Origin of the sequence: Lysinibacillus sp. Ag94 (genome assembly GCF_023242215.1) — a bacterium.
GTDB lineage: Bacteria > Bacillota > Bacilli > Bacillales_A > Planococcaceae > Lysinibacillus.
In genome coordinates this window covers 2718556-2733457 of sequence record NZ_CP096780.1, presented here as the reverse complement: position 1 = coordinate 2733457, position 14902 = coordinate 2718556, and the positions used below count along the sequence as shown (strand labels likewise).

Here is a 14902-nt window from a genome sequence, read left to right as displayed (position 1 = left end):
TGTTTAAAAGAGGGTTAGTAGTTCGTCCGTGCTAAAATGAAAGTAATAAATAAGAGGTGACACCTGGGAAAGCTGAGGATAAAGATAAGATTACTTGTAAAAATGAAGATCAAATGGTAAGAAGAAAAAACATAAGATGTGCTTATACAAATGTAAAAAAAGGAACTCAAATTTTTAGGGAAAAGAAGATAATATAGACTAGCACTTTAAAATCTCCTTTATCTATGAGAAAATCATAGGATAGAAAGGGAGATTTTTTTTTATGAAAACACTAGAGAAACCATATGATGAATGGGAAAGCTATCATGATATTGATAAGCATGGAAAACTAACTTTATCAAATATTGAATTTACAACTACTAATCTTTGTAATATGCGTTGCGCTCATTGTGCAGTAGGATATACATTGCAAACAAAAGAAGATGAAGCTATTCCTACATCAGAGTTGATAAAACATTTAGATACTGTAGAAACACTTAGAGTAATGAGTTTTACAGGCGGAGAACCTTTATTAACAAAACGTGGAATAAGAAACAATTTGCTTCCACTTCTTAAATATGCAAAAAGTAGAGGAATTAAAACTCAAATAAATTCTAATTTAACTTTGCCTATGGAGCATTATGAAATGGTTGCACCATACTTAGATGTTATGCACATTTCACATAATTGGTGTGATGAAAAAGAATTTGTTGAAACAGGTTTCGCGATAATGGAAAGAAAACCAACAGTTCAACAAAGAGCAGAACTATATAGAAATATTTTTGATAATGCTAGAGAACTTTCAAAGGGTGGTATGTTTGTATCCGCAGAAACAATGTTAAATCGCAACACGGTTCCTTACATTGAAAAAATTCATAATGAGGTTGCTAATGAAATGCTTTGTAAGCGACATGAGATTCATCCTATGTATTCTAGTGATTTTGCAAGTAATTTAGAAACAATAAATCTTGATGAATATAGAGAAGTAGTGAACAATATCCTTGATTTTAGAAATGAGGATATATGGGTACTGTTTGGCACACTGCCATTCTATGCTTGTAGCTCTGACCAACGTGATTTAGCTTTGTTAGAAAAGATTAATAAAACACCAAATATCACAGTAAGAAATGATGTAGATGGTCGCTCTCGAATGAACTTGAATATATTCACAGGTGATATATCAGTATCAGATTTCTCAGATGATGGCTCTGCATTAGGTAATATCAAAACAGAATCATTGGAGAATATTTATAATAGATGGTTAGCTACAAATATTTCTAATAGTATTAATTGTCATTGTCCTGCTGTAAAATGTTTAGGCTCTAATATAATTGTGAAAAATATGTATTATCCTGATAGTGTCTTTACTAGTGGTTCTGTCAAATAAATAAAAAAATCTCCTTAACAAAAGCGTTAAGGAGATTTTTAAATTTGAATTAATTTATGCTTTAATAATTGAGTCGACGCAAAGAATTTACAATTCTTTTATTTTTTGAAGATATTGTTTAGCGGAAGCTTCGTTAGCATATGTGCCTGTTTGGAAGTAGAACTTACCTTTTGTGATTAGGCTTTATCTGCTCTCACGATAATGTCAAATGAACCGTTAGCGTCAGGTGTTGAACCTAATTCAGTTTTTAGTCTAATGAAGAATGACTTTTCTTCGTTGTTTTTTAGCACACCACTTAGTCTTAAATCAGGCTGAGGAATGAAAGGGGAGTTGCTTGTACTAAACTCACAAGTCATGCCAGTAGGGAAGTTTGCTGTATTTGCTAATAGATGCACATTTTCAACATCATATCCATACTGATTTTTAAGAATAATTTCATGCTCCATAGTAGTTTGACCTGCAATGATGATACCAAAGTCAAGATACTGTAGAACCTCACCAATCTCACTAGAGAAGTATTTCCCATATATATCTTTAAACATAAGACCTGAATATGTTCCAATGAAGTTTGCTTGCCAATAATCAGTAGTTCCATAGAAATCTTGGAACTCTACTTTAAGTGTATTCCAATCGTCGATTTTAATATCTTTACTTCCGATTACTAATTCAATATTTTGAGGTGATTCGCCAAGTTTAGTAAAACTTCCATCAGAAGGGTAGAAGTTCCCATTGTTTAATAGAACACGATATTGAACACGAGTTAAATCATCATCACTTAAAATACCTTTTAGAATATTACCATCTAACGAAATATCAATCTTAGCAGTAGTATTTAAGATATATAGACTTGTATCCTTAATAGCTGTAGTATTACGAGGGAGATAGTCTTCAAATGAAACTTCTTCTACAATTGTTCTGATTGTGTCACGAGGATTGTCTACTAAGAATATACCGATATTAATATATTCACTATTCCATGTGCGCCATTGTTTATCGGTAATGCTATTTAAGACTTTTTGTGTCATACCATTCTTTATGATTGCCTGTTCATTAGAAGCGTCAGCTACCACGAATTCACTTTCCTTCTTATTCCAAACATACCATTTGTCGGTTGTTTCACCTGCGACAAAGTAACGAGCTTCATCACGGTACGATTGAGAGATGTCATTTACGAACACATCGTCTAAAGCACCATACACACGTTTAGGGCTTACTAATTTAATGAACTGAGGTTTTGGTACTGCTGTCATTTCAAGCACTCTCTGAGCAGTCTCAGGGGCTTCATCTGTCCATGTCACAACTTCGAAGTCACCTTCTAATTCATCGACAGGCGACCAATTAGCTTCAAGGATTAGATCAGCGTTCGTTACGGCTTCATCATCTGTGTAATAAAGAACCTCAACACTTTCACGAAATTCATCGTAAATGTCGAATGGCTCAACAGTTGTAGTTACGATAATATCGTCTGTAGACTCTGTATAAGCCACTACAGTAGGTAGTTCTCCAATGTAGTCATATACACTGTAAGGGTCAACACCTGTCTCTACAACGATTTGTGAGGCGTCTGAGTCGGTGTAGTAAATAGCTTGAGGATTGTCACCTAATAAATCCTGTGCTTTAAATTCCTTTTTATTTAACACAACAGAAGCAAATTGCTTATCTTCAAAGTCAGACCACATAATTACTGATTTATCTCCTGATAATTCCTTCCATTGAGATTCTTTAATATGGTCTAAATTATTCATACCATACTTAATAAAGTTTTCTTCATTTGGCGATACTGACTGCCAAGCAGTGCCATCATGGTATTTGTATTGTGAGTTGTGTTGAATTAGATATTTATCAGGAATATGGGAGATTACTCTATCGTAGATTTCAATTTGGTCTAGTTGTCCACTTAGGAATAAATTGGTAGTTGGACTTGCGCCAACACTAAGATTTTCAGATGATGTTAAGCTAGTCTCATTTATACCTTTACCATAAACTATTAATTCACCATTATGAAACATCTTTACAGAATCATTTCGCATTAATCCATCATCTGTAATTATAATATCATGCCATATATTGGATGTAATATACTCTATAGGTATTGTTAATTGAAGTGGTATATTAGTTGGGCTTCCGTTGTAAACTTGATACCATACTCCTCTAGGATGCCATATAATCCTATAACCAACAGGAGTATTATCTTGTACATTACTCATAATAATTTGTGACATAGTTGGTATACTACCAGTTGGTTTAAACTTAAATCTAATCGTCTTTTGACCTAAAGGTATCAATTTACCATTAAATTTAATATGTTGATTTGTTCCATTGAAACTCATGGCATAGCCTTTGCTGTTCCAACCTGCTACACGAATAGGGTTATTAAACAGAGTACCTCTATATCCGCCAATAGAATCTATAGCATCACCACTAGGTTCATCAAAACTGATAAATCCTTTGCCATACTTACTTAAATTATCTTTACTATTAGCCATTGTATTGACCTCCAATATTTTTCCATATTAAAAAGACAACTATAAAACTAGTTGTCCTCAATCATTGCTGTTTTAAAATCACTACCAATAGGAATAGTAAACATTCTACCTTCCCCTAATGGTGTTCTCTTATTAGTCACAATCTCATATTCAGTTGTAGTTTTAGTAAAATCAATAGGTGGTCTATCGACTGCTGAGTCAATCTCTTTTATTACTCCACCTTGAGCTAACATCATATATTCTGCTGTGTTAGGGATTTCTTTCACACGAGTTGAAGTAGGGGATAAAACAAGATTTTTATTATTTGTTGTTTTAACAGCTAATCTTCTTTGTTCAAAATCAGATGGGGAAAGAGCTTTATTGTAAATTTGTAAATCATCTAAAAATAGATTTTCATAATTACCTGAATTTCCATAAGACCTATTATTAATCTCGAAGTTTTTAGAAAATGAAGATTCGTTTTGCTTTAATATTCCTTCACTTACAAGCTCACCGTCAAGGTATGTCCTCCATTTGCTCCCTATAGTGCCACCTTCTAATGAAAATATACTTTCATGCCATTTCCCATCACAAACATTCTTCGTTGATAATGTTGGGTACTCATAAGTGGCGCTACTTCCTCTAAAGCCAATATGCATTGTTCCATTCCATCCATTACCACCACTAAATTGAAAAGACCAGCCATTTGTATTATAATCTTTTGCATTACCCATAAATAAAAAATACTGATTGTTTATAGTAGTACACTTAAATTTAAAACGTACGGTTTTTCCCCCATAAGGTAGTAAAGTTGAATTAAAAGCAACTTTCTTATTAGCCACAGTATCTAAATTCATAGCTTTTCCTTCGCCATTCCATCCTTCAACCCTTACTCCACCTGATACTGTTCCTATATAATTGTTATCTAACTTATTTACAACGCTCCCACTAGCTTCATCAAAACCAAACCATGCGACACCATATTGATACATTAATTGTTCTGTTGTTGCCATTTATTTCACCTCTCTTGCGCCAAATAACAACTTACCTATAGCTACATAATTATTCCCACCGTTTATTTGACTAATATTTATTCTGTAATATCTAAACTTTTTTGTATTATCGAATGTAAAAAATGACTCTTGATGTTCAACCCAATTTGTATAATTATTAACACTGTGGATGGTAGTCCAATCAGAATTATTATTAGATGCTTCTATAGTCCAAGTTTTTGGCATGTTAGCTATTAAGGGACTACTAGTAGAATATCTATTTCTTAATCTGTATGTGTTAACAATTATCTCTTTACCATAGTCTATTTTTAACCAACCATTTGTAACGCCATTAACTGAAGCCCAACAATCTTGAGTATTTCCTGTGGATGGACTCGCACTAAATGGTATATATGGCATAAAGTCATTGCTATAAATACTACTAGCACTTGCGACTAGTGGAGTAGGGGTGTTGTTGGAAGTCATATTTGTTTCATACCAAGTTGTTACAATACTTTTATTCTCTCTTATTTCCTTGATACTTAAAGTATTAATTTTACCAATATCATGTGTAAATACCTTGCCACTCACATTAGCAACAGGTGTGTCATTAAAATATCTATGTTTATCAAAAGGCACATCTAATTGAACTTCCTTGCCTTGTTCAATACCATGTAAAATCATGTTTTTATGTGAGTTATCAGGTAGGTGAATTAGAGTGTTGTCTGAAAGGGAATAATATTGAGTAGAGTTACTAGGGTTTTGTAAGACCATTTTTCTAATAGGAAGACTATCTTGGTAAGGAATTATCGAGCTACCTAACACCAAGTCCACAGCATCTAAAATATTTGTTGCAGTAGAATTAGTTGTAATAACTACAGAGTGTTTTTTATTTGATAATCCTGTTTTTTCGTATACACAAACTCTCCAAACTAATGTAGCGTTATATTCAGTGAAATCTTCTTCTTTTCCATCTATAGAAATCTTTATTGAGTTTGATAAATCCTTATTAATAGGAGCTATTATTCTAATTGAATTTCCTATGAAACCAAATTTTATAGTTTGACCAACTGTGTTTGTTCTTTTGTCAGTACCTCCACTTGTGTCTATACCACTCCAATTAGTCCATCCTGTAGAATATTCAAAATTGGAGTTATTTTCCTCGAATCTTATCCATCCATTCTCTGCAACGCTATATTGAGTGCCAACCGCCATTGTAAATCATCCTTTCTTATTGTATTAAGAAAATCAAAATAAAAACTCAGCGACATTTTAAATAGTTTAAAACAATTTAAAACTGTTTTTAACTATTCAAAACTAATGATGAGTGGTTTTTTGTCTAATTTAGTTGTTAAAAGACCTTGCTCATTTTCTGAAACTTCATCCTGTAAAATGTAGCTTGTAATAGTTATTGGCTTACTAGGCTCTGATAGCGCTGTTTTACCATATTTCATAAAATTATCGACTGAATAATTAGGTAACTCAATTATACTATTGCTTTTATATCCAAATTGCAGTTGTCCGATAGCACTATAGCTACTGTATCCATCATTAGAAATTATTGTTAATTTAAATATGCGATATTTTTTATTGTTTTTAAATGTAAACTTACGTGTTTCATTCAATGTCCATTTTGTTTGTCCAGTAATAGACAATATTTCCTCAAAAACTACTCCATCATTTGAAGCAGTTATTGTGAAATCTTTTGGGCAAGCATTAGCAGTATCTCCTGCTCTTGAAGTTAGTTTTATTTGATTACAGCTAATAGGGGAACCAAAATCTAATAGTATCCAACCTTTTATAGTGCCACCAACTGTTATCCACGCATCTGTATTTGCTGTGTTTGTACCGTTAAAAGCTTTATATGGCTCATAAGTACCGTTCCAAATACTGCTTGCACTAGCAACATAGGGAGAAGGAGAGGTATTAGAGGTCATTTTTGGCTCATACCATTTGTCAATAAAATCTAAGGAAAAAGTTTTTTTGTTAGATTGAAGAAGTAATCTATTAGTTAAATTTTTTGAGCCATCATATGATATAGCTCCACTTGGTAAGTCATCAGGAATAAATTTGAAGTCTTCGTTACCAAAATTAAATTTAATAGTCATAAGTGCGTTTGAATTAGGGGTAGCTACAAAAGGAGAAAAGTTATTAAGATTAGATACATCTAAAGTGTTGATTTTAACACCATTCTTATAAAGAATTACTTCTTTTTTATCTGCGTCTAAAAAAACGCCTAGAACATCACCAATATTCAAACCATCAAAAAATTTTGGTTGTATGACAGTTAACCCGAATGCCCAATCAGCATAGCTAATGTTATTTTGTAATGAATAATTCGAATTTCTAAAATCAGTAATGTTATTACTAGCTATACCTATAAGACCATGTTTATAATTAATATCAAATTTAATAATATCTACTTCCCAAAACCATTTTCCGTTTGTTACAACCTTAGATGTTATTACACCACTTTCTCTAGCTGTTGCTACTTGGTAGCCATTAATTGTACAACTACCATATTTAGAAATGATAGAAACTTGTTCACCCATTTATTTCACCTCGATTCTTTAATTAAAACTTATGCTTAAAGGTTTCCTATCTAATTTAGTTGTCCAAAGACCATCTATGTTTTCTGAGAAAGTATCTTGTAATATATGATTATCTTTAAATACAACTCTATTCATAGGAGGTATAAGCGTCATACCATAATCTGAAAAGTTACTCTGTGAAAAAGTTGGTGTTTTATAAGACTTTAACCCCTTAAAGCCAAATTTAATCTCGCTCACTCCTATATATGGCGCACCATTGTTAGATTCAATGAAAACTCTTATATATTGAAATTTTTCATTGTTTTCAAATGAAAAGGTTTTTATTTCTTCTTTTGTCCAAGTCAAACTAGTAGCGTAGTGTAATTCTTTCCAACTAGCATTATCGTTAGAGCCTTGTATTCTTAAATTCTTAGGATTAGCTGTTATTACATATGCAGAAGTTATAGCAGAAGAGATACCTTGAATGCTAACCAAATCAATATTTACTTTTTCACCAAAATTAAGAGTTATCCATTGATTTGTTGTACTTCCATTAGGCGCTAACCAAGAAGTTTTAATATCTCTATCAAATGCATTCCAAGCAGGGTATGCAACACCATAGACACCACTAGAACTCACAGAAAATGGGGAGGGGGAAGTATCGGAGGTTAAAATAAAGTCAAGATTACGTTCCATATCCTCAAAAGAGTACCCTCTAAGTTTTGATTTAAACAAATATTTATTGACAACCCAACGGTATATTCCTGAGTAAACACCAACCCCTAGATTAACTTCATTATAATTTGAGATGTGATATTTGGAATCGAAGGAGCATTGGTTGTATACATTTATTCTAGTTCCTTCTGCGTAAAAAGTGTAATTTGTAATACAGTTTTCTAGCGTTGTTGAACCTATTCCTGAATAACTACTAGTGAAATTTTTTTGTACATCAAACACACAATTTACAAACTTAATAGTAGATGAAGTGCTGTTTCCATACATTAAACTTGGCGCTACATTTGTATTGTATTTTATAACGCAATTATGCACTTCACCTCTAACACTAGCACCACCCCCATAGCAAATAGAGGTTTCGTAATTAATGGTTCTATTGCCTGTGTGAAAATCAAAAATAATTTGATACGCTCTTGTTCCTTCATTTTTAAACATAATACAATGCGTATCTCTACCGTTATGTTTTCTTCCATCACATAGAAATATTGTTTTTCCTTTTTCCCCAATAAATGATATTGCTTTATTATCATCCCAAAGTCCACCTGAGTCATAAGTTCCTGCAATTCTAGTAACATCATGAGTTCCTGCTTTTGCAAAAACTGCGTCACCTGTTGTAGCGCATTTTGAAACAGCATAGTTCACTGTTGCGAAAGGAGAAGACAATGAGCCATCATTTGTATCTGAGCCTTTTATTGAATCAACATAAAAAATATTATTAAATGTCAGTTTTTTATCGCTAACAGTTATTTTTGGCAAATTATTTCACCTCGGTTCTAATTTTTCTAATGTCAAAATATTTCTTTAAATCAATTGTTTTGCTGAATACTTTTCCAACCTCACCAACACCTAAAATCTCACTTTTATCTGTCATTGCAATAGGTTTTAAAGTTGTAACTTTGCGGTCAATAGTAGATAAATTGTCCATACCTTTATCAAGGAATAGAGTTGAAGTAGGGAGAGATGTTGATACTGTTGACCAAAAATCGCCATTGAAAATCTGATACATTTCCAACTCACATATTGAAATAACAGTAGTTAAGCTTCTTACTCGGTACTGAAAGAAACTTTTATCATTATTGATAAAATACTCTTTTGTTTCAAAAGGTAGCTTGAACCCTGCGTTATTCTGCTTGTCTAAAATAACCCAATCAATTCCATTGTTAGAAGCTTCGAAAACAAAATTATTACTAGTTCCCGTGTCCATAGTTGTTCCATTCTGATAGACGCATGGTGTAGTTATCTTATAGCAATTTACTACTTTTTGTTCATTAAACTTGAATCCAATAAAAGGTTCTCCTTCTAATCCTATAGAGTAATATAGTCTTGCAAACCCTGTGCCTGCGTCAGCAAGTGTTTTTTTACCATCGAATGCTCGCCAAGCAGGATAATTTGTATCACTTACTTTATAACAAATTGTATTACCTACAGCGCTTGTATCAGATGTCAGTGAAGGTATTAAACTTGAGTTTATTGACGCATTCCATTTCTTACACTCACCATCATGTAAAATAAATGTTTTATTCTCAGATTCTTTAAAACCAAATATAATCTCGTTTATCTGAGTATCAGTACTACCATTTGAGTCATAAATATACAAATGGTAATATCTGTATTCTTCTTCTTTGTCAAAGTCATATTCTCTTTCTTGACCATTAGTCCATCCTGTTTGGTCTGTTACACGTTTAAGAACTACCCAAGTTGAATTATTATCTGACCCTTCAAAAGTAAAGTTTTTTGGAGATGCTGAGGTTCTAGCTACTATCGTTGCTACATTTACTTTAACTTTTTTACCAAAATCTATCTTTAACCACTGATTAGTTACTGCTCCAACTGCGCTATTCCATCCATCTAAATTTGCTTTGTTTCCGTTAAATGCTCTCCAAGCAGGGTAGTTACCTTGTGACCATTCACTACTTGCACTTGCAACAAGTGAGGGGCATTATTGGCAGTCATTTTTGTTTCATACCAAGTGGTTTTCATTTATCTCATCTCAGTTCTAATAGTTCTAATATCAAAATATTTTTTCAAGTCAAGAGTCTTACTGAATACTTTACCAACTTCTCCTGACACTAGAGTATCGTTTCTTTGAGTCATTGGTATTGGCTCTAATTGTGTTATTGTACGGTCAAATAGGGGAGATAGATTGTTCATTCCTTTTTCTAGAAATTCTGTAGAGTTTGGTAGCGTAGAGGAAACTGTTGACCAATAATATGGGATAGATGGTATTTCTTCAATATACTCATACATTTTCAACTCATAGAAAGAAGTGCTTTCAAAATTTTGGGTTTTCGAAAAATTGATTCTATACCTCTCATAATAGTTAGAAGAAGTTATTGTATAAATTTTCTCTCCACCTTCATTCCAACTTTGACCTGTTTGAGAGTCCAATGTTGTCCAATTTACACCATCACTTGAACCTTCAAACTTCCATGCAGAAAGACCATAGTATTTAGCGCAGATTAAACCATATTTAACTATCTTTACTTCTTTCATAAAATTGTATCCAATAATTGCATCCTGCTGTCTATAGCTCATAGGGTATGCAGAAGAGTAATTTCCATCAAAAAGGCGGAAAGCACTTTCTGGATTTTTATTTGAAAATGCTTTACCAGATGGGCTAGTATTGGAAGTCATAGCAGGAATAATTGTTTTTGAGCTAACACTAGGAGGTATAGCAGGAATATATCCATTAAATTTTTTGTATTCACCATCATGTAAAATAAGAGTTTTGTTTATTGGTATTTTTATAAAACCATAAACTATCTCATTCAAACCTGAGTAACTGGTATGACCAAAATTGGATTTTATGTTAAATCGGTAATATCTGTATCTAGTATTATTCTCAAATTCTATAATCATAAAATCTGTAGATGTGTTTATACCGTTGAAAGTAGCAATATCAATAAAATTTGTACCATCATTAGAACCTTGTATAGTAACCAATTTAGGGTATGCTTCTTTAACTAATGAAGGACATTTGTATTTCAAACAATTAAATAGCTTTACAGAGCCAAAGTCTAACGTAATGTGACATATTGGAGAACTACTTATCCATCTAGAATCACTAGTATTCATATTATCAAATGCTAGATAGGGAGGGTTAGCTGACATGCTTGAACTAGCACTCGCAACATATGGAGTAGGTGTTGTATTACTAGTCATTGCTAGGGTAAACCAAGTGTATTCTATAATTGTTTTATCCATTACTTATTCACCACATTTAATTTATCAATCTTTACCCAATCATCACGAGTGATTTTTTTTCGGTGTAAACTTCCTGATTCAGACCAATTTTTATCTAATGACATATCATACTGATATTCACGCTTAAGACTTAGTGAAGTTGTTCCGTTCACATAAAAATCCATTTCGGCTATACCTGTATAAGAAGTATTACCATTATTCTCTGAGAATTTTAGTCTGTATGCAAGATACTCATTTTTATTTGATATTTCATAGATTTTATCGGTAATTGTTGTAGACCAAACTTGATTAGTTTGTTTATCTAAGTCTATCCAAGTACCATTAATACCATCTGTAGTGTTATTGCTTCCTTGAAAAACCCAGCTCTTAGGCATTGAATTTACATACGAACTACCTGACCCACTTCTTAATTTGTACTTTATAATTCTCTTTTTGTCTTTAAAACAAAACCCTAGAAAACCTGTTTTAACTCCAATTTTAGTAACATATCCTTCACTTGTATCTGCTTTATCAAAAGCTTTCCATGCAAGATAACTTGCGTTAAGCTCAGTTTCCGCAAACGCAAAGCCTTCTGAGGAAGAAGTGTTTGATGTAAGTTTAGGAACAATATAGCTACCTGCTTTAGCTTCTTTTTCTTTTATATAACCATTACTTTCAAAATCGCTTTTTGCTATAATAAATTCATCTGTTATAAACCCTGCAAATAAATCTATTCTAACTTGGATATATTGTTTAGTTTCAGATTGAATCGCTCCATCCTCTGCAATAGCAACCCAATCAGACCAATCATTACTATTGTCTGACACTCTTGTTAATACTGTGAAGGAGCTTGCTCCTTTGATTGTATTAGTTGTAAATACTTTTTCGAAGTACTTGAACTTATCGCCTAAATCAATCACATCAGAAGTCCAAGAGCCTTGTTCTGAGTAAATAGGGTTTCCTTGACCATCAACATCAACTTGCATCAATTGAAGAAAACCTGTTGACTTATTAATCTCAGTATTGTTGTGAGTTCCTGAAACACCAATAGATAATCCTATCTCTTTGCGCTCTAAATTACCGCCAACTGTTGCCATTGAGTATCTTCCTTTCTTAAATATGAATTATGCTTTCTTCTTGTCTATCTCCTGTGTCAATAGACTCTAAGCCACCTATAAAAGTAACGAAGCTACCATTTACATTTGTGAATGAGTTATCTAAAAACAGTACAATAAATTTAGAACCTATAGGTGCTTTAATTTCTCCAATTCTAGCGTCTAAGCCTTTGCTAACAAGATTACTTACTAGTTTTGCAAGTGTGTGATTTCCTGAGTCAATTGTGTATACTTTCTTATTTGAAGATTCAAATAGAGATAACTTATTATTTGCTGTTGTTATTTCTATGGGATTAGACTTATCAGGTAGACGTAGCCAAAATCTCTTCATAGTGTGTTTCCTCTCTTTGTGTTAGTTTTTAATAGTCCAGTTAATTTGATCTGCTCTATGGGTTTCTAAAGGGGCATAGAAGCGTTCTATTTCAATCCCACTTGATTTAAATACCAAATAGCCGTTCATGTCTTTATTCGATGTTAATTTGGCCTCAATAAAGGCACTCTGATTAAAAGGTAGGGATACAGCGGGTTGGAAGAATAATTGCACATCATCTTTCTAGTAAACTGTTTTGTAGCCAAAATTAATTGACTTGATATTTGAGCGTTGAACTCCTTGTACATTGTTGTAGTCAGCGTAAGCTTCTTTATATGTAATAAGGTCTTTGTTTTCGAAATTTGTTGTTAAATGATAAGTTTTTCCATTTTCGTCAATATACTCAACTTCAATTCTTCTTTTCATTAGGTTGAATGAACCATCTGACATTTCGAAGAAAAATTAGGGTTTAATGTTACCTTTGCCATTATCTCACCTCAGTTTTTATAGCTCTAATATCAAAATACTTTTTCAAGTCAAGAGTCTTGCTGAATACTTTACCAATTTCTTCTGACACTAGAATGTCATTTCTTTGTGTCATTGGTATTGGCTCTAATTCCTCTGTTCTACGGTCAAATAGGGAAGAGAGATTGTCCATACCTCTGTCTAAGAATTGTGTTGAGTTAGGGAGGGTAGAGGAAACTGTTGACCAATGTCTATCTATTTCGTCTGTCCATCCATATAAAGTATATTTTCCTATTGAAATATAAATTGTGTTTACAACATTTCCTGAAATGGCTGAAATATTTAGTCTGAAACTCTTATATTTCATAGGCCTTGACAGAGAAAATTCCTTTGTTTGATTATTGACCCATGCTATATTTTGTCTAGAATCTAAAATATCCCAATTAGTATTGTCGTTCGAACCCTCAAATGTCCATGTTGATGGGGAAGATGCAGTAGCAGTATCATACTGAGTGTCATTACGAGAAGTAATAGAATATTTATAAACAGTTTTTTCGATAGGAAATTCAATTTGTACCCAACCTGTTCTTGTGTTGTTTGCAGATGCCCAACAATCATTTCTATCAATATTTGTTTTGTTGAACATTTGTAAATAATGTAAGGGATTTGAGCCATCATAAACTGAAGAAACTGAAACTGTTATTCCATCATGCATTGGTTGTTTCATCACAGGTAACAAATCAATAAACTGAGCAGGTATTGTCTCATTAAAACTTTTGTGTTCACTATCATGTAAAATAAGAGATTTAGTAATATAAAGTATTGTCTTTTTAGAGTGATAAGTGATATTAGATGATGTTGTAGGTATATTGGATACTTCATTTATAGAGCCTGTGTCTGCAAATAAATCATACATAATTAAACCATCTATATTGGAAATAAGGTCTCTTTTTTTCTCATAGCTTTCTAGGATTTCCGTTTTACTAAGCTCTCTGCTCCAGAATTTTGGAAACTCAAGAATAACACCATCTTTTTCTGTAAATGAAATCATTTTAAAACTTCTACTATATGAGCTGATAGATGTAGTAGATAGACTAAGCTCTCCATTAATATATATTTTGCAACCTGAGTTTCCTATAGTTATCGCTATGTGATTAGATTTATCTTTCTCTAAAAGAATATTTCCATATACAATACTACCTGGATTTCCATAATTATTCACAGCATGTCTCACACCAATTGAACCCCTAGCATCTAGCATTATTTCAGAGAGTGTTCCATTATAGAATAATTTCATGGTTTTATTGAAATCACTTTTTAGTTTTATCCAAAACTCAATTGTGTTTACGCTAGGTGTGGATACATCATAATTAATAGTTCCACCTGTTATAGCCCGTGTTTCTATTTTTCTCACCCCTTATTTTTCAAAAATATAAAGTTTGTCAATTTTTACAAAATCACTTCTATTAATCTTCTGTCTGTGTAAACTTCCTGTATCTGACCATGTATCATCCATTGTCATGTCATACTCATATTCACGTTTAAGATTTAGTGTAGTTGTACCTTCTTCATAGAAATCTAGCTCTCCTAATCCTGAAAATATAGTGTTACCGTTATTGGCTGACCATTTAATTCTGTAAGCGTTATAACTAATATTGTTTGGTATCTGATACTCTCTGCTTGCATTTACTGTAGTCCAAGTTTGATTATTTTGAGTGTCTAAATCCTCCCAAGTTCCAT

13 protein-coding genes and 2 pseudogenes are annotated in these 14902 nt (G+C 32.6%); 1 reads left to right on the top strand and 14 read right to left on the bottom strand.

Features of this window, described 5'->3' with window-relative positions; all coding sequences use genetic code 11:
• Positions 1-262 precede the first annotated feature (262 nt).
• Positions 263-1366: a radical SAM/CxCxxxxC motif protein YfkAB gene (gene yfkAB, locus MY533_RS12615; RefSeq protein WP_248716234.1), complete on the top strand. Its 1104-nt coding sequence runs from the start codon at positions 263-265 to the stop codon at positions 1364-1366.
• Between the two features lie 87 nt (positions 1367-1453).
• On the opposite strand, the gene MY533_RS22335 is transcribed toward yfkAB, so the two are convergent.
• From MY533_RS22335 to MY533_RS12560, 14 genes and pseudogenes are all read right to left on the bottom strand, one after another.
• Positions 1454-1543: an SPOR domain-containing protein gene (locus MY533_RS22335; protein ID WP_371873352.1), complete on the bottom strand. Its 90-nt coding sequence runs from the start codon at positions 1541-1543 to the stop codon at positions 1454-1456.
• The gene (locus tag MY533_RS12610) at positions 1543-3852 is read right to left on the bottom strand and encodes a LamG domain-containing protein (protein WP_248716233.1); all 2310 of its coding nucleotides are present in this window, start codon (positions 3850-3852) and stop codon (positions 1543-1545) included. Before MY533_RS12610 ends, MY533_RS22335 begins: the two co-directional genes overlap by 1 nt.
• 47 nt (positions 3853-3899) lie before the next feature.
• On the bottom strand, positions 3900-4844 hold the full coding sequence (locus MY533_RS12605) for a LamG domain-containing protein (RefSeq protein ID WP_248716232.1): 945 nt from the start codon (positions 4842-4844) through the stop codon (positions 3900-3902).
• Positions 4845-6038 (bottom strand): discoidin domain-containing protein, encoded by a 1194-nt coding sequence (locus MY533_RS12600; protein ID WP_248716231.1) that lies wholly within the window; start codon positions 6036-6038, stop codon positions 4845-4847. It lies immediately after the preceding gene.
• Positions 6039-6130: 92 nt separating this feature from the next.
• Positions 6131-7375, bottom strand: a complete 1245-nt coding sequence (locus MY533_RS12595) for a discoidin domain-containing protein (protein WP_248716230.1) — start codon at positions 7373-7375, stop codon at positions 6131-6133.
• 18 nt (positions 7376-7393) lie between these two features.
• A complete protein-coding gene (locus MY533_RS12590; RefSeq protein WP_248716229.1) occupies positions 7394-8845 on the bottom strand; it encodes a discoidin domain-containing protein in 1452 nt (483 codons plus the stop codon).
• Between the two features lies 1 nt (position 8846).
• Positions 8847-9686: a hypothetical protein gene (locus MY533_RS12585; protein ID WP_248716228.1), complete on the bottom strand. Its 840-nt coding sequence runs from the start codon at positions 9684-9686 to the stop codon at positions 8847-8849.
• A 33-nt stretch (positions 9687-9719) separates the two neighbouring features.
• Positions 9720-9953 (bottom strand): annotated as a pseudogene (locus MY533_RS22330) (discoidin domain-containing protein); the annotation flags it as partial.
• On the bottom strand, positions 9938-10069 hold the full coding sequence (locus tag MY533_RS22150) for a hypothetical protein (protein WP_256469412.1): 132 nt from the start codon (positions 10067-10069) through the stop codon (positions 9938-9940). The gene MY533_RS22150 and the pseudogene MY533_RS22330, both read right to left, overlap by 16 nt.
• Complete coding sequence (locus MY533_RS12580) at positions 10070-11293, bottom strand: discoidin domain-containing protein (protein WP_248716227.1); 1224 nt, start codon at positions 11291-11293, stop codon at positions 10070-10072.
• Positions 11293-12369, bottom strand: a complete 1077-nt coding sequence (locus MY533_RS12575) for a hypothetical protein (protein ID WP_248716226.1) — start codon at positions 12367-12369, stop codon at positions 11293-11295. The genes MY533_RS12580 and MY533_RS12575 overlap by 1 nt, the downstream gene beginning before the upstream one ends.
• Positions 12370-12385: 16 nt before the next feature.
• Positions 12386-12718 (bottom strand): hypothetical protein, encoded by a 333-nt coding sequence (locus tag MY533_RS12570; RefSeq protein ID WP_248716225.1) that lies wholly within the window; start codon positions 12716-12718, stop codon positions 12386-12388.
• Between the two features lie 466 nt (positions 12719-13184).
• Entirely contained in the window at positions 13185-14576 is a 1392-nt protein-coding gene (locus MY533_RS12565) for a discoidin domain-containing protein (protein WP_248716224.1), read from the bottom strand.
• A 3-nt stretch (positions 14577-14579) separates the two neighbouring features.
• A pseudogene (locus MY533_RS12560) lies at positions 14580-14902 on the bottom strand (hypothetical protein); the annotation flags it as partial.